This window comes from Prevotella fusca JCM 17724 (assembly GCF_001262015.1).
GTDB lineage: Bacteria > Bacteroidota > Bacteroidia > Bacteroidales > Bacteroidaceae > Prevotella > Prevotella fusca.
Genome location: NZ_CP012074.1, coordinates 51,836 through 77,500 on the forward strand (window position 1 = coordinate 51,836; position 25,665 = coordinate 77,500).

Sequence of the window (25,665 nt, forward strand, 5' to 3'; positions counted from 1 at the left end):
TCAATGGGTAAAGGTGAAGGCGTCGTTTAACAGAAGATTAACAATTGTTTACAGCTGTCTGTGTCGTCTCTTCTTGTTGTTTGATGTGTTGTGTGCCGTTCCGACTTGTACAAGGCGATAGGGAAAAGACTGTTATTTTAGGAGAATAATCCGTCAATTTACTTGTCATTCACGAACAAAGTGTTATCTTTGCAACATTATGAAGTACAGTGTCATTGTTCCCGTATTCAACCGTCCGGATGAGGTTGATGAACTGTTGGAGAGCCTGCTTGGGCAGGAAGAAAAGGATTTTGAGGTCATTATCGTTGAAGATGGCTCACAGGTTCCGTGTAAGGAGGTGTGCAACAAGTATGCCGACAGGCTCGACCTGCATTATTACTGCAAGGAAAACTCAGGTCCGGGGCAGAGCCGTAACTATGGTGCTGAGCGTGCAAAGGGCGAGTACCTGCTCATCCTTGATTCCGATGTTGTACTTCCGAACGGCTATCTCCATGCTGTCAGCGAAGAGCTGGAACGTGAACCTGCTGACGCTTTCGGTGGTCCTGACTGCGCACACGACTCCTTCACTGACACGCAGAAGGCCATTTCATACTCGATGACATCATTCTTCACTACCGGCGGAATACGTGGTGGAAAGAAGAAACTCGACAAGTTCTATCCCCGTTCGTTCAATATGGGCATCCGTCGTGACGTTTATCAGGAGTTAGGAGGTTTCTCCAAGATGCGCTTCGGTGAAGATATTGATTTCTCCATCCGTATCTTCAAGGCAGGAAAACGCTGTCGTCTGTTCCCCGATGCATGGGTTTGGCACAAGCGTCGCACTGACTTCCGCAAGTTCTGGCGGCAGGTGTATAACTCCGGTATAGCCCGGATTAACCTCTACAAGAAGTATCCCGAATCACTGAAACTTGTCCACCTGCTGCCGATGGTGTTTACTGTAGGGACAATCTTCCTCAACCTGATGGTTCTTTGCGGCATCATCATGTTCTGTTTCTCTTCAACAAAATCTGTCGGTTGCATCCTCCTTCTGCTTGGCTTGCTGCCCTTGTTGCTTTACAGCACAGTCATCTGTATAGACTCAACCCGTCAGAACAACAGTGTGAAGATAGGACTTCTCAGCATCCGTGCAGCCTTCATCCAGCTCACCGGATATGGCTGTGGATTCATCTCGGCATGGTGGAAACGCTGCGTGTGTGGCAAGGACGAGTTTGCTGCGTACGAAAAGAACTTTTACAAGTAATTCAGAATTCGTAATTCAAGTACCATCTGCAACACGCAATCTATACCCAAATTTACAAACAACAGTGCTAACCACTCCCCGTCCTTCGGGGCAGGAGCAGTAGGAAGGGCTGTTTTAAGACTATGGAAAAACTATCTATCAATCACTGGGCAGAAGCCGACCGCCCACGTGAAAAGCTCGAACGACTGGGGGCAGATGCGCTCAGTGATGCCGAACTGCTTGCCATTCTGATTGGTTCAGGCACAACGGATGAGAGTGCCGTTGACCTGATGAAGCGTATTCTCAACGACTATAACAACAATCTGAATACGCTCGGAAAACTCTCTCTTCGTGACCTGGAACAGTACAAGGGGATTGGTCCTGCCAAGGCAATTACCATCCTTGCTGCCTGCGAGCTGGGGAAAAGACGACAGAAGGCGACAGTGGAAGAAGCACCGTTGCTCAATACTGCCGAAAAGGTTTACCATTTCATGCACACGGCGATACAGGACCTTGACATTGAGGAGGGCTGGATACTCATGATGAAACAGAACTACAGACTTATCGAAGCCAAGCGTATCTCAATCGGAGGACTTACGATGGCTCCCATTGACATACGTCTCATGATGAAGGAAGCATTGCTGAAGAATACCACCATCTTGGCTTTCTGCCACAATCATCCCAGTGGGAGTACAAGCCCGAGTCGTGAGGACAACCAGCTTACGTTACGTATTCATAAAGCCTGCGAACTGCTTAATATTCACTTTGCAGACCATGTCATTCTCACTGATGGCGGATTCTTTTCCTATCGGGAGGAAGGAAAATTATAGCATGGGAACCATCCTGCGGCAATTATTATCCCGATGATAAATATTTATTTTCATGAAAAGAAATATTTATCTTCATGAACAAAATTATTTTTTTTCATGAAAATAATTCGGGAATTACCATTTGTATGAGGGCTGTTGTCTTGTATGAGGGCTGTTGTCGGTTTTCTGCCCCTTTTCCATTGGTTCCAGACTCCATGAAAGAGTCGTATGTCACCAGTAGGTGATGCGTGCTGTGCGGTAGTTCTACAGTTGTTTGAAGCGTGTCTCTTTGTGTAAAACTCCTACAAGTCGTAACCTTTCCGCATTGATTTATTGTGATTCTTGTTTTAAATTGCTATCTTTGCAGAAGATAGGCTGCATTCGGCAATCTGAAAACAAGTTTTCATTGCGCTCATTTGTGCTATCTTTGCAGAAGATAGGCTGCATTCGGCAATCTGAAAACAAGTTTTCATTGCGCTCATTTGCACCATCTTTGCAGAAGATAGGCTGCATTCGGCAATCTGAAATGAAACTTTCCTTGTGCCTGTAAGCCCTGTCTTCGATGAAAAAGAGTTCAATTACAAAGAATCACTAATTATGACACAAGAAGAAAAAACAAAGATAGAAGAAAGAATCGTTGACGTTTTGAAGACCGTCTACGATCCCGAAATACCAGTGAATATCTATGACCTTGGTATGATTTACAAGATTGACGTTGATGGTGATGGCAACCTTGACATGGATATGACTTTCACGTCTCCGGCTTGTCCGGCTGCCGACTTCATCCTCGAGGATGTACGCACAAAGGTGGAAAGCGTGGAAGGTATCAAGACTGCAAACATCAACCTCGTTTTTGAGCCTACATGGGATCAGAGTATGATGTCTGAAGAAGCGCGTGTAGAACTGGGATTCGATTAAGCCTGCCCGGTTCCTCTTCGTTAGGATAGGGTATCCTTTTCTCTGTTGTTCAGTCGCTACTTCTGAGGCATTTGTCTTAGAACGCAGAACAGAATCATCCCACTGCTAACCCGCAGTCTGCCCTCACCTCACCACCCGTCATTCACCACCCATCACCCATCATTTACCACCCAGTGACATGAAGAATATATATTTCCTTTCCGATGCGCACCTCGGTTCGCTTGCCATAGAGCACCGGCGCACACACGAACGCCGCCTTGTCCGCTTCCTGGACAGCATTAAGAACAAGGCTGCAGCAGTCTATCTGCTTGGCGATATGTTCGATTTCTGGAATGAATATAAGTATGTTGTTCCCAAAGGTTTTACCCGTTTCCTCGGCAAGATATCAGAGCTGACCGATATGGGTGTGGAGGTTCATTTCTTTACAGGAAACCATGACCTTTGGACTTACGGCTATCTGGAAAAGGAATGTGGTGTTATTCTCCATCGTAAACCTATCTCTACTGAGATATATGATAAGGTGTTCTATCTTGCTCATGGTGACGGGTTGGGCGACCCTGACCCTATGTTCAGGTTCCTCCGCAAGGTGTTCCATAACCGTGGCTGCCAGCGGCTGCTCAACTTCTTCCACCCTTGGTGGGGAATGAAGTTAGGTATGAACTGGGCTAAAAAGAGCAGGCTCAAACGTGCTGATGGTAAGGAAGCACCCTATATGGGCGAGGACAAGGAGTATCTCGTGCGCTATACGAAGGAATACATGCGCACACATAAGGACATTGATTACTTTATCTATGGTCATCGTCATATAGAACTCGACCTTACCTTGTCGCGGAAAGCCCGCCTGTTGATTCTCGGTGATTGGATATGGCAGTTTACTTATGCTGTTTTTGATGGTGAACACATGTTCCTTGAGGAGTATGTCGAAGGTGAAAGTAAGCCTTAACAAACGTAAAAAAATCCTATCTGCAAAGACAAAAACCAACTTTTTAAGTACGAAAAGCAAAATTACGCAAAAGAATTTGGAGGTTACGAAACAAAAGTGTAACTTTGCATTGTCTTTAAGAGGATTGACTGACAGTTCATTACCGAGAGAAGACATCAAAGGTTTCAAACTTTCAACGAGACATAAGACATTCATAATATAAAATTAAAACTCAGGTTTGTAGATTAAGTTTAGTCAAAAGAAAGGTGGTTGTCGTGAGACAACTACCTTTCGCGTTTTTGTGCATATCTTAGTCATTGCAGGTGTTTGAAGAACCTGATAGGAGGTTATGTGTTGTGAAAGCAATACTGGTTTAGTATACTGATGATTCCTCATCCTCTTTCCCAAGCAGGATGGATAGGCGTAAGCTCGTGTTGATGCTTGTGAATCATCCTTACATAATTTGCAGTTAACCCTGCCTTGGAAACAGTATCGGGATAGGTTTACAGGAGTCTTTGTAACACGAAGTTAAACAGCGGGTTATAGCGTCGTGTAAATAACAGGTGCTTAATAGGACTTCAATTAAGCCTTAGTTAGACTTCAATTAACGCCTTTTTGGATGTCAATTAGTGCTTAGTTGGGACGCTGTTAGGCATCAGTTGGTTTTCCCTTTGTGAATTATCTTGACATGATCGGTGTAGGATTTGGTAACTGATATTGGGCAGTCAGCAACAGTTCTTCTTCATCTTTCTGTGGATGGAATGAAAAAGGGGGACTGTAACCCTGTTAAGTCAGGTCACAATCCCCCGTTTTCTCGTATAGAATCCTGTTTGAGTGCACTTACAGGTACGTATAATCTGCTTATGTACTTCCCGTAAATGCTTCAGACTTTTACTTCTTCAGCTCCTTTACAAGCTCCTGTGTATCACGTGCGATGACGATTTCCTCGTCAGTAGGAACAAGCACAACCTTTACCTTTGAGTCATCAGCAGAGAGGATTTTCTCTTCACCACGGCACATGTTACGTTCCTTATCAAGTTTGATACCAAGATACTCCATGTCCTGGCAGGCATCCCAACGAAGACCAGTCTGGTTCTCGCCGACACCGGCAGTCCATACGATGATGTCGACACCGTTCATCGCCGCAGCATAAGCACCAATGTACTTCTTGATGCGATAGGTGTACATCTGTAATGCAAGATGCGCCATCTTGTCGCCAGCATTGTCTGCATTCTCGATGTCACGCATGTCCGAACTGATACCGGTAATACCCAGCACACCGCTCTCCTTGTTCAGGAAGTCAGCCATCTCCTGTGGCTTCTTTCCGAGCTTATCCATCAGGTAAGTAACTGCTGATGGGTCGATGTCGCCAGAGCGTGAGCCCATCATCAAACCAGCCAACGGAGTCAGACCCATTGAGGTGTCGATAACCTTACCGCCCTTGATGGCAGCGATTGAGGCACCGTTACCAATGTGGCAAGTGATGATTTTCTGTGTCTTGATGTCGACGCCAAGCATCTCACAGACACGGTGTGACACGTAACGGTGGCTCGTTCCATGGAAGCCATAGCGGCGTACGTGGTACTTCTTGTAGAAATCGTATGGAACCGCATAGAGGTAAGCATAGTCAGGCATTGTGCTGTGGAAGGCATTGTCGAATACTGTTACCTGTGGAGTATCAGGCATCAGTGCGTCAACAGCACGCAGACCACGCAGGTGACCGGCGTTGTGAACAGGTGCAAGGTCGATAAGACTCTCGATTCCGTCTTCCACTTCCTTGGTCACGATGCAGCTCTTCTCAAAGAGGTCGCCACCCTGTACGACACGATGACCGACAGCATCGATCTCGTCAAGATTCTTCAGAGCACCGATCTCCGGGTCGAGGAGTACCTTGAAAACGAGTGCCACACCCTCCTTGTGGGTTGGAAGGTCAGCCATGATCTGCTTCTTCTCACCATTATCCAGTTTAACCTTGATGAAAGCCTCATCGAGTCCGATGCGCTCAACACCACCCTGAGCCAGTACTGACTCATCAGCCATGTCGTACAACTTGTACTTAATGGAACTGCTACCGCAGTTTAAAACTAATATCTTCATATAAAGAATTATTATTTAGAATGATGTTGTAGGCGTTACTTAATCAGAGGTCTTGTTTGTCATTGATAAATCCTAAGACGGAGTCTGAACTCCTAAACCATCATTCCTAATTCTACAATTATCTCTTAGCATCCTGTGCCTGGCACGCTGTGATGGCTACCATATAATAGATATCATCAACACAGCAGCCGCGGGAGAGGTCGTTGACAGGACGTGCAATACCCTGAAGGATAGGACCGATAGCCTTTGCGCCACCGAGTCGTTCAATCAGCTTATAGCCGATGTTGCCCACCTCAAGGTTAGGAACAACAAGCACGTTCGCCTTACCTGCAATGTCAGAATCTGGTGCCTTCTTGGCTGCAACAGCTGGGACAAGTGCGGCATCAGCCTGCAATTCGCCGTCAACCTTCAGCTCAGGGAACTTCTCCTTGGCAATCTTTGTAGCCTCGACAATCTTGTCAATGATGTAAACACTCTTGCCGGTTTCACGGTCCTTTGCGTCCTGTGCAGAGCCCTTGGTTGAGAAGCTCAGCATGGCAACGTGTGGGTTCTGGAAGCCGGCAACGCTTTTTGCGGTCTCAGCAGTGGTGTAAGCAATCTGTGCCAACTGGTCAGCAGTAGGGTTAGGGGTAACAGCAACGTCGCCCATGACGACAATGCCGTTCTCACCATACTGCTCCTCGTGTGTAAGAATCAGCATTGCACCACTCACGCAGCTGATACCTGGCGCACACTTGATAATCTGCAAGGCAGGACGGAGTGTGTCGCCCGTGGTGGAGAGTGCGCCGGAAATCTGTCCGTCAGCACCGTCAGTCTTGATTATCATACAGCCGAGATAAAGGTTGTTCTTGGTAACCAGTTCACGAGCCTGCTCTAAGGTCATACCCTTCTTCTGGCGCAATTCTGCCAGTTTCTCGGCATATTCCTCACTCTTTGGGTTATTCTCCGGGTCAACAATGGTAGCCTTGTCAATGTTCTTAAGCCCCCATTCTTCGGCGAGCTTATGGATGTTGGCTGGGTTTCCAATGAGGATCAGATTGGCGATGTCATCAGCCAACACTCTGTCAGCTGCCCTCAGGGTACGCTCCTCTTCTGCCTCGGGGAGCACGATACGCTGCTTGTCGGCTTTTGCACGTGCAACGATTTGCTCTAATAAGTTCATATATGTCTTTTAAAATGTAATAATTATAAATTCGGTTTTGCTATGCAAAGATAGCAAATTAAAGTTGTAATTCCAAACATAATTATTGTTTTCTCCCATAAAACAATTTAATGCTGTCTGGTAAACATTTTCTACATAACTTTACCATTGATGTCTTCTAAATGTTATAGTGGTGAAAACGAGCCCGTCTCTTCATTTTTTATGGTCGTGTTGTAGCTCAGCACGGGTTGTGCTGATGATAAACACCACTCGTGCTGATGATAAACACCAATGGTGTTCGTGGCTAAATAGCTTGTAATATATTATCGGTGTGAGAAAAACTCGTTGTTAGAAAAGAGCTGTATTACCAAAATATGCAAATGAAGTTTTATCGGATAGCAACAAAAACAATTTAGCCTTTGGGCATCTTGGGTTTTCTATTTATCTTTGTACGCTAAATAAAGCATATAATGTTATGATTAGATTTCATGATGTCAAGACTACTGACCGTGATTTGATACAGGGCTATACGCTGTGCGGAGATCGCATGAACTGTGACCTCAGTTTTGCCAATATCATCTCATGGAGGTTCCTATACAATACCCAGATAGCTGAAGTTGACGGTTTTCTCGTATTCCGTTTTTATACAGGACACCATCTTGCTTACATGGCACCCGTGTGGAAATGCCAGTGGGACGAGGCTATGCGGGAGCGTTTTGCTGCCGTTGTCCGTCAGATGCGGGATGATGCCATTGCGCTGGGGCATCCTTTCCTCATGCTCGGAGTATGTTCTTACATGGTCGGCATATTAGAGTCAACCTTCCCCGACACATTTTATTTCAAGCCCGACCGTGACCGGTTTGACTACATCTATACCCGTGAAAAGCTCGCAACGCTGTCTGGAAAGAAACTTCAAGGCAAGCGCAACCACTGCAACAGGTTCCGTAAGACGTACCCCAACTATGAATACCGTCCGCTTACAAAGGAGATGATTCCTGAATGTATTGCCGTAGAAGAGAACTGGCGGGCTGTCACGAAGGATGATGCTGATGCGACGGAAGAACTCTCGGAGGAGCTTCGTTCCATGACACGTGTCTTCGATTTGTGGGATGAAATTGGTGCTCTCGGCGGTACAATATGGGTAGATGGCAGGCTGATAGCCTTCACTTTCGGCTGTTCGATAACGAACAAGGTGTTTGATGTATGTGTGGAAAAGGCAGATACGGCTTATGAAGGGGCATTCTCCATCATCAACCAGGAGTTTGCACAGCACCTGCCCGAACAGTATGAATACATGAATCGTGAGGAAGACCTTGGACTGGAGGGACTCCGTTATGCCAAACTTTCCTATAAGCCGGATATTCTTTTAGAGAAGAATGTGGTCATGGAAAAGTTCCCTTTGGCGCAGGAAGAGGAGCAGGAGAAGGTCAAGGAAGAAACCATTTCATTGTGGCGTGATACCTTCCGTGATGTAGAACCGTTCATTCAGCTTTATTTCTCACGTGTCTTCAAACCCGAGTATAACGTCATCTGCCAGGTAAACCGCCAGACGGTTGCAGCCCTTCAGGCGCTTCCTTATACGCTGAAATATTACGATGAAGAGGTGCGTACGGCTTATATCAGCGGGGTGAGTGTACGGGAAGAATACCGTAATCAGAATGTGGGGAACAACCTTATGTCACAGGCGCACTTCCGTCTTTATCATAAGGATGTGGTCTTTGCAACGCTGATTCCTGCCGAGGAATGGCTTTACGAGTGGTATGGGCGTTGTGGATATACACGTCATATCACCTGCACCCCACCACCTGCTGATGTTGACTGTATGGACTTTGTCACTTTCGACAGCTGGCAACGCTCAAGAAATTGTGTGCTTCTGCACGATGAAGAAGGTTTTGAGATTATCAAGGAAGATTATCGTATCTCGTTGTCTATCGACCCGAATATGACCCGACAGACAGAGTATGTCCCGGCTATGATACGCATCATAAATGCTGAAAAGGCATTACAGCTCTATGCAAACCGTCATCCAGACTGCACTGAAAACATCCGTGTGTACAATGATTCAGATATTCCAATGAACAATATTTACTTCCAAATCAGGCATGGACACGTTATCAGAACTAATCGACCATTGCCTGATACACGTGCATTGACGATTGCTGAATTAGCTGATTATATCTTTAAGGATGATAGCCTTGAGATGAATTTGATGCTGAACTAAGGTGTTGAGTTAGGGTGTTGGGTGTTGAATGTTAGGTGTTGATGAAGTGCGTTTGTTCGGCGCATCTGAGGGAACATTCACTACCCATCACCCACCAATACCGTTCATCATCACCCATCACTCACCACCTATCATCTAATATTACCGTTCATCACCACCCATCACTCACCACCTATCACCCATCACTTAACACCCATCACCCATCCCCCGCTACGCAGGAATCATCTCTTTGGTGAGGATGCTTTCAAGCTGCTCGGCCGAAAGGCGCAGCTGGAACTCGCCACGCAGGGCAACACTGATGCGTCCGGTCTCTTCCGAAACGATGATAGCCAATGCGTCAGAGTCCTGCGAGATACCCATTGCCGCACGGTGTCGCAAACCGAGTTCCTTGGGAATATCCTGCTTGTGGCTCACGGGAAGAATACATCCTGCAGCCTTTATGCGGCGTTTTGAAATCAACATCGCACCGTCGTGGAGTGGGGAATTCTTGAAGAAGATGTTTTCTATAAGGCGTTGGTCGATACGTGCATCTATCAGGTCGCCGGTCTCAACGATGTCTTCCAGCATCACACCACGCTCAATGACAATCAGCGCACCTACCTTCCCACGGCTCATGCTCATGCATGCCATGACGATGGGCATGATGGTTTCCTTGTCCACTTCCGCTTTGTTTCCCTTTTTAGTAAACAGTTTCATGAGGTTGTTCACCTTTCGGTGCGCACCAAGGCTGTAAAGGAAGTGGCGTATATCTTCCTGGAAAAGTACGATAAGACCGATGACTCCCACCGATACAAGTTTGTCCATGATGCTGCCCAAGAGCCGCATCTCCAGTATCTGGCTCACGATAAGCCACATGATAACGAATACCATGATACCGATGAAGACGTTGAGCGAACGTGACTCCTTCATCAAACGGTAGATATAGTAGAGCATCAGTGCTACCAGCACGATGTCGATCACGTCTTTTATTCCAAATGGGAAAAACATAATAGCAAAGCAGTTGCCAGTCTCGCTCCCCGTCTTTTCTCCCCGAGGGAGGAATGCGGAAAGTAGTGCCTGGTGAGATGTGGATTATCTATTGGTTAATAATTCAGTGTGTTCTATTATTCTATTTCTCTGCGTTCAGCCGCATAGCTTCAACGATCTTCACGGCTTCAACGGCTGGGCGCACATCGTGTACGCGGAGGATATTGGCACCTTTCAGCAGGGCAATGGTGTTCAGAACCGTTGTTCCGTTGAGGCTCTCGGCTGCCGTTATGCCCAAAAGCTGATGAATCATACGCTTGCGGCTGATGCCGATGAGCAATGGAAGTTCCATTACCTGCAGACGCTCCATCACGCTCAACAGGGTGTAATTCCCTTCCACGGCACCTTTGCCGAATCCGAATCCGGGGTCAAGGATGATGTCTTTCTGTCCCAAGGCACGCAGTTCCTGCACTTCCCGGGAGAAGTTGATGAGCATATCGTGCAGGTTGGCAGCCGTAGACATTAATATATAAGGTGTACCCAGTTCGGCGACAGTAGGGAACATGTTTGGGTCTTTTCCTTCTTCAACGTCGTTGATGATGTCGGCTCCGAACTCTTCCACTGTGCGTCTGGCAATCGAAGCGTGAAAGGTATCAATCGAAATGATAGCTTCCGGCTCGGCCTCCCGTATGATCGGGAGGGCAAAAGCCAGTCGGCGCATCTCCTCTTCTGCACTGACAGCCTCACTTCCCGGGCGTGTTGAGCAGGCTCCGACGTCAATAATCCTTGCCCCTTCTGCCACAATCTCGTGTGCACGTTGGCGTATAGCCTCCTCCGTCTGCACCCGGCTGTCGGCAAAGAAGGAGTCGGGTGTCACGTTCATGATACCCATAACGAGGGGATGATTCAGGTCGATGAGCTGTCCCCGCACGTTGATGGTATAGTTAATGGGCTTTATGTCTGTCCCAAGGTTCATATTTTCCATATCCGCAAAGGTAATGCAAAAGTAGCATATACGTGAATTTTGAATTAAGAAATTTGATGTAGTGGGGGAGACTGGGTGTTCTGAAGACAGGGTAGCAGGGTAATGGGGGACGTGTTAAGACAAAGTAACAGAGGGACAAAGAGTTGGTGGTAACATGGTGTAGGGCGTTATTTGTATAGAAAATCAGCGTTTATTGGGTTGTTGTTTAGTGGGCATGGCGAGTTGGTTAATAGGTAAGTTGTGAATTATTTTCATGAAAAAAATATTTCTTTTCATGAAGAAAAATATTTCTTTTCATGAAGAAAAATATTTCTTGTCGTGAAAATAATTCTTTTTGTTCATGAAAATAATTCGCATTCGCTGGCTTACTGCTATCGAAGAAACGGTTATTATGGTGTCAGGAAGCCCTGTTGATAATGTGAGTTAGCCCTTATTAATAGGCACATATATCCTTCTATGTTATTTTACTTTTGCTTTCTTAGAATTGAAGAGAGCGAAAAAAATAGGATATGCCAGTCACCTGACATATCCTATTTTTTATATAATGTTTAATGATGGCCTGTCTGTTGACAGGCTGTACTTAGGCATTTACACGACCCAAGTAGCTGCCGTCGCGAGTGTCAATCTGGATAACCTCACCCTCGTTGATGAAGAGAGGGACACGGACAACAGCACCAGTCTCAAGAGTAGCAGGCTTTGTTGCGTTAGTAGCAGTGTTGCCCTTTACACCCGGCTCGCTGTGAGTAATAGTCAGCGTAGTCTTAACAGGCATCTCAGCGAGGAGGATTGTGCCGTCAGAAGTGTCTGTAACAACCTCTACAATATCACCTTCCTTCATGTAGTCAGAGCCGGTAATCTGGTGCTTAGAGATAGGAATCTGCTCGAAAGTCTCCTGATTCATGAAGATGTAACCAGTAGGATCCTCATAGAGGTACTGGTAAGGACGACGCTCAACACGTACATCCTCGAGCTTGAAACCAACCTGGAAGGTACGCTCAAGCACACGGCCGTCAGCAACATTCTTCAGTTTGGTAATCATAACGGTGTTTCCCTTGCCTGGCTTACGATGCTGGAAGTCGATGCAAGTCCAAATTTTACCATCAAGACGAATGCATGTTCCGATCTTGATTTCCTGTGAATTAATCATAATCTGTTAATATCTAATTTGTTACTTTTATGCGTTGGTAATTTGCTTATGCGGTGCAAAGTTACGGAAAATATAGAAAAAAACATAAATAATAGTCGTAAAAATCACCGTTTTCTTGGTTAATTCAAAAAGATTAAGTAATTTTGCAGCCCGTAACGGCAGGTTTCGCCTTGTCGGTTTTATAATTCGCACAATAACAATAAAATAGGATAAGAAAATGAAAAGAACATTTCAGCCGCACAACCGTCGTCGTGTAAACAAGCACGGTTTCCGCGAGAGAATGGCTACTAAGGACGGTCGTCGTGTATTGGCTGCTCGTCGTGCCAAGGGTCGTAAGAAGTTAACTGTTTCTGACGAGCATCACGGAAAGTAAGAAAAAGGTACGCCTTTCCCTTAGCAGGGATTTAGTGCGAAAACGGAAAGAAGTAGAGACTATTCTTTGCTTCTTTCCGTTTTTTTATCTACCTTTGCCACGTATAATTTTTAGTTGACTGGTTGACAGGTTGATGAGTTGACAGGTAGACGAGTTGACAAGTTAGAATGTTAGAAGAAAAGTAAGCAAGTTGAATGACAACAAGAGAATTCTTCCATAAATTTAATTGCACATATATCTGGGGCAATATCCTTGCCATAGTCATTCTTGTGCTGTTGTTGGCAATAGGAGTCAGGTTCGGACTTGACTATTATACCCGTCATGGCGAGTCCATCGTGGTGCCGAATGTGATTCATAAGCAGTATAATGAGGCTGTTGACATCATGGATAAGGTCGGGCTGACCATAGAAGTTACTGATACGGGATACGTGAAGGACCTCCCGCCCGACTGTATTCTTGAGCAGTCGCCGGCTGGTGGAAAGCGTATCAAGTCCACTCATGTGGTTTACGTAACCATCAATGCTGCCAGTGCCCCGTCGCTTGTTATCCCTGACATCATTGATAACAACTCGCTTCGTGAGGCGCAGGCACAGTTGCTCTCTATGGGCTTCAAGGTGGGTGAGCCAGAATATATACCGGGCGAGAAAGACTGGGTTTACGGTATCTTGGTCAATGGCAAGCATGTCAAGACGGGTGACCGTGTGTCTTCTGATGCGGTGATAGTGCTGCAGGTGGGCGACGGTACACGTCAGATTAGCGATACTGCCGGGTTGAAAGAGCCTGAATATGAAGAGATTGAGGTGGAAGAGAGGACGCCGAGGTATGACGAGGTGGAGGAGTATGTGGAAGTTCCTGTCGATGAGAACGGCAACGAGATAAGGGACAGACGTGGTAAGTCGGGCTCGGGCAGCTCGGGTTCTTCGTCGCAGTCGGGCTTGCCTGCCGATCCTTCTTCGTTGAAACCAATAGATTAACGTGCGATGACAACTGACGAAGAAACGATATTCGACGACGAACTTACCGATGACTTCCTTCCCGCAGCATCTGATGAAGAAGGCGATGGAGAGCTTTATGAGCATTTCAGAGTTGTCGTTGACAAGGGGCAGGAGTCTGTCCGCATTGATAAGTTCCTCTTTGAACGGATGCAGCACTCCAGTCGTAACCGTATTCAGAAAGCTGCTGATGCTGGCTATATTCATGTGAACGGTGCGCCGGTAAAGAGCAATTACAAGGTGCGACCGGAGGATGTCATCACCTTGATGCTCGACCGTCCGAAGCATGACAATACCATTGAGGCTGAGGATATACCACTGGATGTTGTCTATGAGGATGATGTGCTGATGGTAATCAACAAGCCTGCCGGGCTTGTTGTGCATCCCGGGGCGGGCAATTTCCACGGAACTCTTATCAATGCCATAGCCTGGCATCTGAAGGATATGCCCTCCTTTGACCCGAATGACCCTGAAGTAGGACTTGTACATCGAATAGACAAGGACACGAGCGGACTGCTGGTGATTGCGAAAACGCCTGATGCGAAGACAGCCTTGGGCAAACAGTTCTTCAATAAGACGACACATCGTAGCTACAATGCCATTGTATGGGGAAACCTGACGGAAGATGAAGGGCGCATCGAAGGGAACATTGCGCGTGATCCAAGGGACAGATTGCGTATGACAGTCTTCCCTCCTGACTCGGAAGTGGGCAAACATGCCGTGACACACTACCGTGTAATTGAACGCTTCGGCTATACAACCCTCGTTGAATGTGTCCTTGAGACAGGGCGTACCCATCAGATTCGTGCACACATGAAGTACATCGGACATCCCCTGTTCGGCGACGAACGCTATGGTGGCACTGAGATTCTGCGTGGGCAGCGGTCGAGTTCCTATAAGGCATTCATCCGTAACTGTCTTGCTATCTGTAACCGTCAGGCTCTCCATGCACGGACGTTGGGGTTCGTTCATCCTGTTACGGGGGAGCAGATGGACTTCACCAGTGAACTTCCCGATGACCTTGCTGCACTGATTGATAAGTGGAGAGGGTTCATAAACGGGAGAGCTGACGAGTAGATGTGTTGACGAGCAGATAAGTAGACAGGCTAACGGGTTGACAATTTGTTTGTTGATGAGACGACAAGAGAACTGGTTATAATCAGGAACCTGTTGGTAAGTAAGTCAGAAGAAAGCATATTCAGATAAAAAGAAATAATAATAATCCCACATTCACCATACAGAGTAGTCAGGTAATTCTTCTTCGGGAAGACGTAAAGAAGTGGGATGGAAAATAAAAAAGACACAATGAAAGTATCAAAACGGACAATCGCCATCGTCTGTGGTGGTGACTCTTCAGAACACGATGTATCCATGCGTTCAGCACAGGGAATATACTCTTTCTTTGACAAGGAACGTTACGATATATATATAGTTGACGTAAAGGGGCTTGACTGGAACGTGCAACTGCCTGATGGCAGCATGGCTCCAATTGACAAGAACGACTTTTCCTTCGTCATAGGCGGTAAGCGCATGGAGTTCGATTATGCCTATATCACGATTCATGGTCAGCCGGGTGAGAACGGTGTCATGCAGGGTTATTTCGACCTTATCCACCTTCCTTATTCTACGGGTGGCGTTCTTGTTGAGGCACTGACCTTTGATAAGTATGTGCTTAACAACTACCTCCGCGGCTTCGGTGTGAAAGTTGCCGACAGCATCCTGCTCCGTCGTGGTGAGGAGTATGATGAGGCTGAGATTGAGAAACGACTTGGTATGCCCTGCTTCGTGAAGCCTTCAGCCGATGGCAGCAGCTTCGGTGTTTCAAAGGTGAAGAATATCGACCAGCTCGCACCTGCCCTTCGTGTTGCTTTCATGGAGAGCGATGAGGTGATGGTTGAGCAGTTCATGGACGGTATGGAAATCTCACAGGGCGTTTATAAGACTAAGGACAAGTCTGTCGTATTCCCTGCAACGGAAGTTGTGACAAGCAATGAGTTCTTTGACTATAACGCCAAGTACAATGGTCAGGTACAGGAAATCACACCTGCCCGTATGTCAGACGAGACTGCTGAGTGTGTGGCAGCTGAGACAAGCCGCATCTACGACATCCTGCATGCCAATGGTATTATCCGCATCGACTATATCATTTCAAAGGATAAAGATGGCAATGATGTTATTAATATGCTTGAAATCAATACTACTCCGGGTATGACCGTCACCAGTTTTATCCCACAGCAGGTGCGTGCGGCAGGCTTGGACATTAAGGAAGTACTGAGCGAGATAGTTGAAAATCAGTTCAAATAGACTTTCAGTACAAATCTTATCCGTAAGGATATAGAAAGAAGAGAGGGCATCAGAAAGCCTGTCCATAAAGGACTATGGCACACCTGATGCCCTCTCTTCTTTCTATATCCCTGTTTATCCTAAACTGGTTCATTAGACTGTTTTGAAGAGAAAACTTGTTCTATAAGAAGAGAAAGTCCAGATACGGTTTCAGCCATAGAGCGTTTTCGCTCTGATAGTTGAAGCCCGTATCTGGACCTTTGTCCACCTCTTTCAAGGTGTGTTCCTTGAAGAGAGGTGTGATGTTATGCTGCCTTTTTGATTATCTCTTACGCTTTCCTACAGGACGCTTACCTACGGGTTTCTTGCCAGCTGGCTTTTTGCCAACAGAACTCTTGCCTGCAGGACGCTTGCCAACAGAATTCTTGCCGGCTGGCTTTCTGCCATTTGACTGCTTTGGTGTTGACCGGGAAGTAGAAGTCTGAGAGGTGGAAGTCTGTCTGGTTGTTACAGGCTCTTCACGTACGATTCTCTCCGGCATCTTGTTCTCTGGACGAGCAAACCCATCCTTCTGTGCACGTTTGCTCATTATCTTGATACGCTTGTCGAGGTCAGGGTGTGAGGAGAACATACGCTGCCATTTGCTGTCCTTCTTGATACCTGCGTCCTCTTCGAGCTTCTTCAGCTTTTCAAATGCGAGTGCAATAGCCCAAGGGTTCTTATCGTTCTCCTTGAGGAACTCGTAGCCGTATGAGTCAGCCCTGCTCTCCTGTTTCTGTGAATAGGTGGCGTTGAGCAGTGATTCTCCGAGGTCACCCAGCTGTGATTCGCTCAAGGCTGCAGCTACACCGTTTGTAGATGCTACTCCGTCTTTCAGTGCAGAGGTCAGCAATGCTGTGCGGAAACCCTTCTTAGAGTCTTTGTGTGCTACGTGACCAATCTCATGACCGATAACGCCCAGCAGCTCTTCGTCCGTCATGATATCCATGAGTGAAGAGAAAACACGTACACTACCGTCAGGACAAGCGAAGGCGTTTACGTCGATTACATAGTAAACCTTGAAGTTCAATGGGATACCTTCAACGTCGTTCAGACCCTTTGTGAGTTTGTTCAGACGCTTGGTGTAAGGACTTTTTTCATCGCAAACCTGGTTGTGTTCGTCCATCCAGGTAATGTATTCTTTCACGTATTTTGCCATCTGGGCATCTGTCAGTGTAGCTGCTTTAACGACTTTAGATGCACTGCCAGCTGCTTTACCAATATTGAACTGTGCCTTCATAGGCGTTGCTCCGAAGAGGAGTAATGCGGCAACACATGCGCCAAAGATTTTCTTTCTCATAGGAATTATTTAATTAATGATAATTTATGAGATGCAAATATATACATAATTTTTTTAATATTCAAACCCATTTGATGTTTTCTATAGCTGCTTTATCCTGTTTTGAATAAGTTTTAAGACATTCCGTCTTCCTTTTTGACAGTTAATCTGTGTTTTATTCTTGAGATAGTAACGGCAAGAGTTGTTTTTTAAGTATTGGATAAGTGATTTAGCGTTTGTTGACGGTTGTTTTAAAAAAGGTGATTGCTTCCTGTTTTTCTAAAAGCTCAATCGATAGTTTGTGTTAAGAGACGGTATAACTCTAATTCTGTTCTTTCAGAGGAGAGGCGGAGTGTATGGTGTCAACCTCAAATCGGTTCATTTGCTTATCGGCATCTTTCCCAGTCTTTTTAACTCGACATAGCCCCTGTTACGTTAGCGTTAAAAAGACAAACAATCTGCTCGACAAACAAGCAAAGTATGTTCAGACTCTAATGACTGGTTGGGTAAAGAAAAAGGACAGCCCGCTGGACTGTCCTTATGCTTTATGATTATCTTCTGTTTCCAAAGAATCGGAGGAGATAGAGGAAGAGGTTGATGAAGTCGAGATAAAGGCTTAACGAACCGAGAAGTGCAACCTTCTGTGCTCCCTCGCCAGTGTCAGGTGCCATGAGCAGGTTACGCTTGATTTTCTGTGCGTCCCATGCTGTAAGTCCTGTGAAGACGATTACGCCAATACCGCTGACAATGTAGTCGAACATCACACTCTTCAGGAAGATGTTGACCAGTCCTGCTATGATGAGACCGATCAATGCCATGAAAAGGATACCGCCCATCTTGGTCAGGTCCTTCTTGGTGTATGAACCAATCAAAGCCATCGTGCCGAATGTTCCTGCGGTGACAAAGAAGGTCTTGGCGATTGCTGCTGATGAAAAGGCTGCGAAAATCCAACCTAATGTCAGTCCGTTGATGACTGCAAAGATGATGAACCATGTTGTCGCTGCAACGAGTGACAGTTTCTGGATGCGTGAAGTAAGATACCAGATGATGGCTAACTCAACGAGGCAGGCAAGAATTATCGGACCGCGTCCTAAATAGAGCAGTTGGATGAGGGCTGGAGAGTTTCCTGCTCCGTAAGCCACAACGCCTGTGATGGCAAGTGCCATAGCCATCCATACATACACTTTGCGCATTAATGATGGAAACACACGTGACATTTCTAAGTCGCGTTCCTGACTGCTTGTCACGTTTGTGAAGTTGTCGAAGTTCATGTTCATTGTTCTTTTTATTTGTTTTTGTTTGTTCTTGTCCTGTCTGTTACCGACAAGCTGTCGGCTCTATGGCTTGCTGCCTTATATTTGTTGTTAAGCAAACGTTATGCCATTTCCCTGCAAATGTAGTGGAAAGATTGTACACTGGCAAATATGATGGACTTTTTTTGCATTATTTAGGTGTCAAGGTATGGGCAGGGGTATTGTTTCAAACAGGGATGTAGGGACAGTCTGCCAGCAGGTTATGGTTGCCGGAGTGCATTGTGATATAGTGCTGTGCAGTAAACTTTTCCCGTATATGTTAGTCGTTAGCGTCTTACTATATGCAATATAATGACAGCGAAGAATCTTTCTTCCTGTCTTTTACCGATGTGTTGTTGCCTATCACATAGTGGTGGTGTTGGTGAACACTAATGATGTTGAATGCTGAACACCTTACAATATGATGTCGGGATGCGTGTTTGTTGTTTAAGATGTATCGGACAACAATAATTGGAATACTTGTCAACGACGGATAGAAACCTGCAGGCTGAATGCCTGTGGGAGTTCTTACGGGGATAGTTTTGATGCGTCCTTGATACGGTTAAACCTCTGTCATTCGCTATCCTACAGTCATTTACTGTGTGTTTTTATATGGAATTTTCTGTGTTTTTGTTTGTTGATTTGGATATTGTTGTATAAATTTGCAACAGAGTTAGGATAATTATACGGCAATGAAGGTAAAGAACAGTAGACTTGAAGCATTGAAGATGCTCATTTCAAGTATGGAACTCAGTTCCCAGGAAGAGGTGTTAAAGGTATTGGAACAGGAGGGATTCAAGCTGACACAGGCAACATTGAGCCGTGACTTGAAGCAGCTGAAGGTGGCCAAGGCTGCCTCGATGAATGGAAAATATGTATATGTTCTGCCGAATGAAACGATGTATCGTCGTGTCACCACACCACGTAAGGCTACGGAGATGTTGCAGCGCAGCGGTTATGTCTCAGTGAATATATCGGGGCAGTTGGCTATTGTCAAGACACGTCCGGGCTATGCCAGTGCGATAGCCTACGACATTGACAGTTCCGATTCGCCTTATATATTAGGTTCGATAGCCGGTGATGATACTATCTTCATTGCCCTTCGTGAAGGAGCTACACGTGGTCAGGTGCTTGAAGCCCTGTCGTATGTGATTCCTGAAATAGGATAGGCTCATGTAAAATTTACATTATTAATATACAGATATTTTTTCAAATATGAACAACAAGCGATTGACCCGTTCTGCAGAGAATGCCTGGTTGGCTGGTGTCTGTGCTGGTATTGCTGACTATTTAGGCTTCGACAGAGATGCAATGCGTATTGTCTGGCTTCTGCTTACGCTCTTTACGGCTGGTTTTCCGGGATTTCTTCTTTATATTGCCTTGTGGCTGTTGATGCTGGTAGAAGGTGCTAAGTAATTCAATTTTCGGCTTGGTTTGGAACTATGAAGTTTGAGTTTTCAAGCCATTGCTTTTATTTGGGCAGGTTCTGAAAATCAGCTTTGACTGATTTTCAGAACCTGCTTTGTATGGAGTTGATGGGATTATAGAGGTGGGTAATGATTTTCTTTTCGGATTATCCGTGCTTCTTTCTGACTCTTTTTTATGCACAGACTGCTTATGGTTGTGTATAAATTCGTTTATTTTACCTGCTGAATATATAAAAACGGAAACTTTTTGCTGTGTTTATAATTTTATTCGTTACTTTTGTGGCGGATGAAAGTATAATGTTGATTTATGGAGGAAGCTATAAAACAAATTGGTGAAAGGTTAAAAGGACTACGAGAGTCACTGGATATTTCAGTGCAGGAAATGGCAGAGACATGTGGCATAACTGAGGAAAAGTATCTGAAGATGGAGCGTGGTGAGAGTGACTTGTCGGTCAGTAAGCTGTACAAAGTCTCAAGTAGATATGGCATTGCACTGGATATTCTGATGTTTGGCGAGGAACCTCACATGAGTGCTTATTTCCTTACGCGAAACGGAAAGGGGGTGAGTGTCGAGCGTGTGAAGGCTTATAAGTATCAAAGTCTGGCAAGTGGGTTCCGTGGAAGGAGGGCTGCTCCTTTTCTGGTGACCGTTGAGCCGAAGCCTGCTGGTGAACCTGTTGAGATGGATATACACCCTGGGCAGGAGTTTGACATTGTCTGGACGGGGCGCATGGAACTTAGATTGGGTGACAAGATGTTTGTTCTCGCTCCTGGTGACAGTATTTATTTTGATGCCAGCCAGCCTCATTGTATGCGGGCTTTGGATAACATGACGTTGAAGTTCCTTGCAATTATCTTGTAGGTTTCCGTCCCGTTTCTTTAGAGTTTCTGTTTGCTCAAGATTTTTAGCCCTTATAAAGTTATGTCTGTGTGGTCTGACAAGATTACAATGACCGTAAAACTTAATTCAGAATAACAAGATGATAGAAAGATATTTAACACAAACACATTTCACTTCAGAGGAAGACTTTCGTGAACATCTACGTTTCAGGGTTCCTGAGACATTCAACTTTGCTTACGACGTCATGGACGAATGGGCAAAGGTGGCACCCGAGAAGCTGGCTTTACTATGGACCAGTGAGCGGGGAGAGGAAGTGAAGACAACTTTTGCAGAGTTCAAAGAACAGACTGACCGTACCGCAGCTTATTTTCTCAGTCTTGGTATCGGGCGTGGTGATAAGGTGATGCTTATACTGAAACGCCATTACCAGTGGTGGCTGTCAATGATGGCACTGTGCAAGATTGGTGCTGTGGCTATTCCTGCAACTCATATGTTGACGGCGAATGATATTGTTTACCGGAACCAGCGTGCATCGGTAAAGGCTATTGTAAGTGTCAATGATGAGTATGTGACTACGCAGATTCTGAAGGCTATGCCCGAGAGTCCGACGGTCAAGGTGCTTGTCGCTGTGAATTCAATGACGCAGAAAGAGAACCCTGTTCCTGAGGGTTTCCACGATTGGCGTGCTGAGTGGGAGGCGGCTCCAGCCTTCGTTCGTCCTGGGGAGGTGAATACAAATGAGGATACGATGCTGATGTATTTCACCAGTGGTACGAGCGGAGAACCGAAGATGGTGGCACATGACCATCTCTATGCGCTGGGGCATCTGGTTACAGGTGTGTTCTGGCATAATCTGGATGAAAACGGAATCCATCTTACCGTGGCTGATACGGGGTGGGGAAAGGCTGTGTGGGGCAAACTCTATGGGCAGTGGTTTGCCGGTGCAGCTGTCTTTGTGTATGACCATGAGAAGTTTTCGGCAGAGAAGATTATGCGTGTGATGGAGAAGTATCACGTGACTTCTTTCTGCGCACCTCCTACCATCTACCGCTTCATGATTCAGGAGGATTTCTCAAAGTATGACCTTTCTGCGCTGAAATATTGTACCACGGCTGGCGAAGCTCTTGAGCCTGCAGTGTTCCAGAAGTTCTATGACCTTACTGGTGTTGAGATGATGGAGGGGTTCGGACAGACGGAAACAACGATGACTTTGGGTACCTTTCCTTGGATTAAACCGAAGCCGGGAAGTATGGGCAAGCCAAATCCACAGTATGATATCAAGTTGCTGAAACCAGATGGTTCTCCCTGTGAGGATGGTGAGAGGGGTGAAATCTGTATTGATACCAGTGCGGGTAAACCTATTGGTCTCTTCAAGGGTTATTATCGTGATTCGGAGCTGACGGAGAAAGTATGGCATGATAATCTTTATTACACAGGCGATCTGGCATGGCGTGATGAGGATGGATATTATTGGTTCATTGGTCGCGCTGATGATGTTATAAAGAGTTCGGGTTACCGCATCGGACCGTTTGAGGTGGAGAGTGCGCTGATGACGCATCCTGCCGTTGTTGAATGTGCAGTGACGGGTGTGCCTGATGAAATACGTGGTATGGTTGTCAAGGCTACTGTTGTTCTTGCCAATGAATGGACTGACAAGGCTGATGATAGATTGGTGAAGGAACTGCAGACACATGTGAAGCATGAGACGGCTCCTTATAAGTATCCACGTGTTGTAGAATTTGTGACGGCTCTTCCGAAAACAATCTCTGGTAAGATTCGCCGTGTGGAGATTCGTGAACGTGATAGGCAATAAGAAGGAAAACTTTAAATGTTTGTTGCGATATAGGGATTGTGGTCTTTGTCATGAAGATCCCAATCCCGTTTTTTGCTTTATAGTTTTATTTGTTGACTAAATTTTGGTAATGATGAAGGACATGGTTTGCAAAATGTTCCTTTCATAATCAGCCCATGGTCGATTTGAGAGTTATATATTAAATAAGGTGTAATGTCTGTTTTATTCCTCATAGTTGTAACGAAACTAGAAAAATACGTTTTTTTCAAAACTTTTTCTTGAAAACATTTGGAGGTAACGGATTTTCTCTATACCTTTGCACTCGCTTTACGAAACAAGCCATCTGGCAGACAGGGTGAGGCGACTAAGGAAAAGAGTTCTTTGAAAAGATTTACATATACAGAGAAGTAGTACAAGAAGCGTCTGTTTGGTATTATATCAAATGGACGGGTAAAAGAAACGAACCGTTCAATTCGGTACTGGGGTCTGGGGTTTCCCCTTTCCTCATTGCTTTTGAACACAAGGTGGTTCTTTGAGCTTGATATTTCAGGATAGGCGTTCTGGACAGGGATTACTCGGTGAAGTGCCGGGAGCAGCGTGGTATTCGTTACCACCCGCCACCCGTCATCCATCACCAAGACATATTTTACAATGGAGAGTTTGATCCTGGCTCAGGATGAACGCTAGCTACAGGCTTAACACATGCAAGTCGAGGGGAAACGGCGAAGGGTGCTTGCACTCTCCGGACGTCGACCGGCGCACGGGTGAGTAACGCGTATCCAACCTTCCCATGACCGGGGGATAACCTGCCGAAAGGCAGACTAATACCCCATGGCCTTCACTGACGGCATCATATGTGAAGTAAAGATTCATCGGTCATGGATGGGGATGCGTCTGATTAGCTTGTTGGTGGGGTAACGGCCCACCAAGGCTACGATCAGTAGGGGTTCTGAGAGGAAGGTCCCCCACATTGGAACTGAGACACGGTCCAAACTCCTACGGGAGGCAGCAGTGAGGAATATTGGTCAATGGGCGCAAGCCTGAACCAGCCAAGTAGCGTGCAGGACGACGGCCCTATGGGTTGTAAACTGCTTTTGTACGGGGATAAAACGGCGGACGTGTCCGTCCTTGCAGGTACCGTACGAATAAGGACCGGCTAATTCCGTGCCAGCAGCCGCGGTAATACGGAAGGTCCGGGCGTTATCCGGATTTATTGGGTTTAAAGGGAGCGTAGGCCGGGGATTAAGTGTGTTGTGAAATGTAGACGCTCAACGTCTGACTTGCAGCGCATACTGGTTCCCTTGAGTACGCACAACGTTGGCGGAATTCGTCGTGTAGCGGTGAAATGCTTAGATATGACGAAGAACTCCGATTGCGAAGGCAGCTGACGGGAGCGCAACTGACGCTTAAGCTCGAAGGTGCGGGTATCGAACAGGATTAGATACCCTGGTAGTCCGCACGGTAAACGATGGATGCCCGCTGTTGGTACCTGGTATCAGCGGCTAAGCGAAAGCATTAAGCATCCCACCTGGGGAGTACGCCGGCAACGGTGAAACTCAAAGGAATTGACGGGGGCCCGCACAAGCGGAGGAACATGTGGTTTAATTCGATGATACGCGAGGAACCTTACCCGGGCTTGAATTGCAGGAGAACGATACAGAGATGTTGAGGTCCTTCGGGACTCCTGTGAAGGTGCTGCATGGTTGTCGTCAGCTCGTGCCGTGAGGTGTCGGCTTAAGTGCCATAACGAGCGCAACCCCTCTCTTCAGTTGCCATCAGGTAGTGCTGGGCACTCTGGAGACACTGCCACCGTAAGGTGTGAGGAAGGTGGGGATGACGTCAAATCAGCACGGCCCTTACGTCCGGGGCTACACACGTGTTACAATGGCCGGTACAGAGGGACGGTGCAACGCAAGTTGCATCCAATCTTGAAAGCCGGTCCCAGTTCGGACTGGGGTCTGCAACCCGACCCCACGAAGCTGGATTCGCTAGTAATCGCGCATCAGCCATGGCGCGGTGAATACGTTCCCGGGCCTTGTACACACCGCCCGTCAAGCCATGAAAGCCGGGGGTGCCTGAAGTCCGTGACCGGAAGGATCGGCCTAGGGCAAAACTGGTGATTGGGGCTAAGTCGTAACAAGGTAGCCGTACCGGAAGGTGCGGCTGGAACACCTCCTTTCTGGAGAGGATGCCTTTCCTATGTCATTTGCCGGATCTATTCCGGCAGTTCAACGGAATGACCTTGGTTCGTCTCTTCTTCTTGTATCTGCTTGCACTGTTTTACGAATAAGAGAAAGGAAGTCTGGTATGAAAAGCCGCAATGCTTTCTTCCAACTCAGTCCTATAGCTCAGTTGGTTAGAGCGCCACACTGATAATGTGGAGGTCGGCAGTTCAAGTCTGCCTGGGACTACACATCGGCGCTAAGCCAATGTGATTCGGGCAGTAATGCCCGGGACCACTTCTCTATTCCCTGGGGGATTAGCTCAGTTGGCTAGAGCACCTGCTTTGCAAGCAGGGGGTCAACGGTTCGAATCCGTTATTCTCCACCACGCTGGCACGGATACATCTCCGTCGTCCGGCACAGGATCTTTGACATATTGACACAAGCAAGACTGTATGTAGAACTGATTCTTCATGTTCATGAAGGATCGGAATTCTAAAGAAGTTTAACTTCAAGATTAGAATCACACAACAGCTGAAAGTATGAGCTACATTCCCTGCGGTCATTCGCAGGGAAGGCGAAGAAAGTAAGAAAGGGCGCATGGCGGATGCCTTGGCTCACGGAGGCGATGAAGGACGTGATAAGCTGCGATAAGCCCTGGGTAGGTGCAAATGACCTTTGATCCAGGGATTTCCGAATGGGACAACCCGGCAGGCTGAAGACCTGTCATCACTGCATCTGCGGTGAGGCGAACGGAGGG

20 protein-coding genes, 2 tRNA genes and 2 rRNA genes (1 of these 24 running past the window's edge) are annotated in these 25,665 nt (G+C 46.5%); 17 read left to right on the forward strand and 7 right to left on the reverse strand.

Translation table 11 applies throughout. The features are described from left to right. Nucleotides 1–199: 199 nt before the first annotated feature. The 4 genes from ADJ77_RS00220 (at nt 200) to ADJ77_RS00235 (ending at nt 3,889) form a co-directional block, all read left to right on the forward strand. Nucleotides 200–1,240, forward strand: coding sequence for a glycosyltransferase (locus ADJ77_RS00220; protein WP_025077817.1), 1,041 nt, complete (start codon nt 200–202; stop codon nt 1,238–1,240). Nucleotides 1,241–1,362: 122 nt separating this feature from the next. Beyond that, nucleotides 1,363–2,049, forward strand: coding sequence for a RadC family protein (gene radC / locus ADJ77_RS00225; protein WP_050695901.1), 687 nt, complete (start codon nt 1,363–1,365; stop codon nt 2,047–2,049). Between the two features lie 576 nt (nt 2,050–2,625). Continuing rightward, nucleotides 2,626–2,946, forward strand: coding sequence for a metal-sulfur cluster assembly factor (locus tag ADJ77_RS00230; protein ID WP_025077818.1), 321 nt, complete (start codon nt 2,626–2,628; stop codon nt 2,944–2,946). A gap of 178 nt (nt 2,947–3,124) precedes the next feature. Next, nucleotides 3,125–3,889 (forward strand): UDP-2,3-diacylglucosamine diphosphatase, encoded by a 765-nt coding sequence (locus ADJ77_RS00235; RefSeq protein ID WP_025077819.1) that lies wholly within the window; start codon nt 3,125–3,127, stop codon nt 3,887–3,889. An 870-nt stretch (nt 3,890–4,759) separates the two neighbouring features. Here the strand turns inward: ADJ77_RS00235 and ADJ77_RS00240 are convergent. Further along, nucleotides 4,760–5,965, reverse strand: a complete 1,206-nt coding sequence (locus ADJ77_RS00240; protein WP_025077820.1) for an acetate kinase — start codon at nt 5,963–5,965, stop codon at nt 4,760–4,762. A 118-nt stretch (nt 5,966–6,083) separates the two neighbouring features. Beyond that, nucleotides 6,084–7,127 carry a phosphate acetyltransferase gene (gene pta, locus ADJ77_RS00245; RefSeq protein ID WP_025077821.1) on the reverse strand — a complete coding sequence of 348 codons (1,044 nt, stop codon included), beginning with the start codon at nt 7,125–7,127 and terminating at the stop codon, nt 6,084–6,086. A 454-nt stretch (nt 7,128–7,581) separates the two neighbouring features. Between pta and ADJ77_RS00250 the strand changes: the two genes are divergently transcribed. Continuing rightward, nucleotides 7,582–9,327, forward strand: a complete 1,746-nt coding sequence (locus ADJ77_RS00250) for a GNAT family N-acetyltransferase (protein ID WP_025077822.1) — start codon at nt 7,582–7,584, stop codon at nt 9,325–9,327. Between the two features lie 210 nt (nt 9,328–9,537). Here ADJ77_RS00250 and cdaA read toward each other — a convergent pair whose 3' ends face one another. From cdaA to efp, 3 genes are all read right to left on the reverse strand, one after another. Then, a complete protein-coding gene (gene cdaA, locus ADJ77_RS00255; RefSeq protein ID WP_025077823.1) occupies nt 9,538–10,314 on the reverse strand; it encodes a diadenylate cyclase CdaA in 777 nt (258 codons plus the stop codon). Between the two features lie 121 nt (nt 10,315–10,435). Further along, nucleotides 10,436–11,278: a dihydropteroate synthase gene (folP, locus tag ADJ77_RS00260; protein ID WP_050695902.1), complete on the reverse strand. Its 843-nt coding sequence runs from the start codon at nt 11,276–11,278 to the stop codon at nt 10,436–10,438. A gap of 580 nt (nt 11,279–11,858) precedes the next feature. After that, nucleotides 11,859–12,425 carry an elongation factor P gene (gene efp, locus ADJ77_RS00265; RefSeq protein WP_025077824.1) on the reverse strand — a complete coding sequence of 189 codons (567 nt, stop codon included), beginning with the start codon at nt 12,423–12,425 and terminating at the stop codon, nt 11,859–11,861. 217 nt (nt 12,426–12,642) lie between these two features. Here efp and rpmH point away from each other — a divergent pair, with 217 nt between their 5' ends. The 4 genes from rpmH to ADJ77_RS00285 all read left to right on the forward strand — a co-directional run bounded on the left by rpmH (nt 12,643) and on the right by ADJ77_RS00285 (nt 16,094). Next, on the forward strand, nt 12,643–12,798 hold the full coding sequence (gene rpmH, locus ADJ77_RS00270) for a 50S ribosomal protein L34 (RefSeq protein ID WP_004354441.1): 156 nt from the start codon (nt 12,643–12,645) through the stop codon (nt 12,796–12,798). Nucleotides 12,799–12,992: 194 nt separating this feature from the next. Next, nucleotides 12,993–13,772: a PASTA domain-containing protein gene (locus tag ADJ77_RS00275; protein WP_025077825.1), complete on the forward strand. Its 780-nt coding sequence runs from the start codon at nt 12,993–12,995 to the stop codon at nt 13,770–13,772. Between the two features lie 6 nt (nt 13,773–13,778). Then, complete coding sequence (locus ADJ77_RS00280; protein ID WP_025077826.1) at nt 13,779–14,867, forward strand: RluA family pseudouridine synthase; 1,089 nt, start codon at nt 13,779–13,781, stop codon at nt 14,865–14,867. Nucleotides 14,868–15,095: 228 nt separating this feature from the next. Next, nucleotides 15,096–16,094: a D-alanine--D-alanine ligase gene (locus tag ADJ77_RS00285; protein WP_025077827.1), complete on the forward strand. Its 999-nt coding sequence runs from the start codon at nt 15,096–15,098 to the stop codon at nt 16,092–16,094. A gap of 301 nt (nt 16,095–16,395) precedes the next feature. Here the strand turns inward: ADJ77_RS00285 and ADJ77_RS00290 are convergent, their stop codons facing one another. After that, complete coding sequence (locus tag ADJ77_RS00290; RefSeq protein WP_025077828.1) at nt 16,396–17,412, reverse strand: M48 family metallopeptidase; 1,017 nt, start codon at nt 17,410–17,412, stop codon at nt 16,396–16,398. 530 nt (nt 17,413–17,942) lie between these two features. Beyond that, nucleotides 17,943–18,668, reverse strand: coding sequence for a Bax inhibitor-1/YccA family protein (locus ADJ77_RS00295; RefSeq protein WP_081784410.1), 726 nt, complete (start codon nt 18,666–18,668; stop codon nt 17,943–17,945). Nucleotides 18,669–19,375: 707 nt separating this feature from the next. Between ADJ77_RS00295 and ADJ77_RS00300 the strand changes: the two genes are divergently transcribed. The 8 genes from ADJ77_RS00300 to ADJ77_RS00335 all read left to right on the forward strand — a co-directional run. After that, a complete protein-coding gene (locus tag ADJ77_RS00300; protein ID WP_025077830.1) occupies nt 19,376–19,852 on the forward strand; it encodes an arginine repressor in 477 nt (158 codons plus the stop codon). A 46-nt stretch (nt 19,853–19,898) separates the two neighbouring features. Beyond that, nucleotides 19,899–20,099 carry a PspC domain-containing protein gene (locus tag ADJ77_RS00305; RefSeq protein WP_025077831.1) on the forward strand — a complete coding sequence of 67 codons (201 nt, stop codon included), beginning with the start codon at nt 19,899–19,901 and terminating at the stop codon, nt 20,097–20,099. A 318-nt stretch (nt 20,100–20,417) separates the two neighbouring features. Beyond that, nucleotides 20,418–20,972: a helix-turn-helix domain-containing protein gene (locus ADJ77_RS00310; protein WP_025077832.1), complete on the forward strand. Its 555-nt coding sequence runs from the start codon at nt 20,418–20,420 to the stop codon at nt 20,970–20,972. A gap of 118 nt (nt 20,973–21,090) precedes the next feature. Continuing rightward, the gene (locus tag ADJ77_RS00315; protein WP_050695903.1) at nt 21,091–22,764 is read left to right on the forward strand and encodes an AMP-binding protein; all 1,674 of its coding nucleotides are present in this window, start codon (nt 21,091–21,093) and stop codon (nt 22,762–22,764) included. A 627-nt stretch (nt 22,765–23,391) separates the two neighbouring features. Further along, nucleotides 23,392–24,922, forward strand: a 16S ribosomal RNA gene (locus ADJ77_RS00320). 158 nt (nt 24,923–25,080) lie between these two features. Continuing rightward, nucleotides 25,081–25,154, forward strand: a tRNA-Ile gene (locus tag ADJ77_RS00325). 62 nt (nt 25,155–25,216) lie between these two features. Beyond that, nucleotides 25,217–25,293 (forward strand) — tRNA-Ala (locus ADJ77_RS00330). Between the two features lie 192 nt (nt 25,294–25,485). Continuing rightward, nucleotides 25,486–25,665: ribosomal RNA gene (locus ADJ77_RS00335) — 23S ribosomal RNA — on the forward strand (it continues 2,722 nt past the right edge of the window). The 16S and 23S rRNA genes sit together here with 2 tRNA genes alongside, the layout of an rRNA operon.

Excerpts from the sequence above, each read along its gene's own strand:
- ADJ77_RS00220 (WP_025077817.1), top strand. The coding sequence starts at position 200 with ATGAAGTACAGTGTCATTGTTCCCGTATTCAACCGTCCGGATGAGGTT.
- radC (WP_050695901.1), top strand. The coding sequence starts at position 1,363 with ATGGAAAAACTATCTATCAATCACTGGGCAGAAGCCGACCGCCCACGT.
- ADJ77_RS00230 (WP_025077818.1), top strand. The coding sequence starts at position 2,626 with ATGACACAAGAAGAAAAAACAAAGATAGAAGAAAGAATCGTTGACGTT.
- ADJ77_RS00235 (WP_025077819.1), top strand. The coding sequence starts at position 3,125 with ATGAAGAATATATATTTCCTTTCCGATGCGCACCTCGGTTCGCTTGCC.
- ADJ77_RS00240 (WP_025077820.1), bottom strand. The coding sequence starts at position 5,965 with ATGAAGATATTAGTTTTAAACTGCGGTAGCAGTTCCATTAAGTACAAG.
- pta (WP_025077821.1), bottom strand. The coding sequence starts at position 7,127 with ATGAACTTATTAGAGCAAATCGTTGCACGTGCAAAAGCCGACAAGCAG.
- ADJ77_RS00250 (WP_025077822.1), top strand. The coding sequence starts at position 7,582 with ATGATTAGATTTCATGATGTCAAGACTACTGACCGTGATTTGATACAG.
- cdaA (WP_025077823.1), bottom strand. The coding sequence starts at position 10,314 with ATGTTTTTCCCATTTGGAATAAAAGACGTGATCGACATCGTGCTGGTA.
- folP (WP_050695902.1), bottom strand. The coding sequence starts at position 11,278 with ATGGAAAATATGAACCTTGGGACAGACATAAAGCCCATTAACTATACC.
- efp (WP_025077824.1), bottom strand. The coding sequence starts at position 12,425 with ATGATTAATTCACAGGAAATCAAGATCGGAACATGCATTCGTCTTGAT.
- rpmH (WP_004354441.1), top strand. The coding sequence starts at position 12,643 with ATGAAAAGAACATTTCAGCCGCACAACCGTCGTCGTGTAAACAAGCAC.
- ADJ77_RS00275 (WP_025077825.1), top strand. The coding sequence starts at position 12,993 with ATGACAACAAGAGAATTCTTCCATAAATTTAATTGCACATATATCTGG.
- ADJ77_RS00280 (WP_025077826.1), top strand. The coding sequence starts at position 13,779 with ATGACAACTGACGAAGAAACGATATTCGACGACGAACTTACCGATGAC.
- ADJ77_RS00285 (WP_025077827.1), top strand. The coding sequence starts at position 15,096 with ATGAAAGTATCAAAACGGACAATCGCCATCGTCTGTGGTGGTGACTCT.
- ADJ77_RS00290 (WP_025077828.1), bottom strand. The coding sequence starts at position 17,412 with ATGAGAAAGAAAATCTTTGGCGCATGTGTTGCCGCATTACTCCTCTTC.
- ADJ77_RS00295 (WP_081784410.1), bottom strand. The coding sequence starts at position 18,668 with ATGAACATGAACTTCGACAACTTCACAAACGTGACAAGCAGTCAGGAA.
- ADJ77_RS00300 (WP_025077830.1), top strand. The coding sequence starts at position 19,376 with ATGAAGGTAAAGAACAGTAGACTTGAAGCATTGAAGATGCTCATTTCA.
- ADJ77_RS00305 (WP_025077831.1), top strand. The coding sequence starts at position 19,899 with ATGAACAACAAGCGATTGACCCGTTCTGCAGAGAATGCCTGGTTGGCT.
- ADJ77_RS00310 (WP_025077832.1), top strand. The coding sequence starts at position 20,418 with ATGGAGGAAGCTATAAAACAAATTGGTGAAAGGTTAAAAGGACTACGA.
- ADJ77_RS00315 (WP_050695903.1), top strand. The coding sequence starts at position 21,091 with ATGATAGAAAGATATTTAACACAAACACATTTCACTTCAGAGGAAGAC.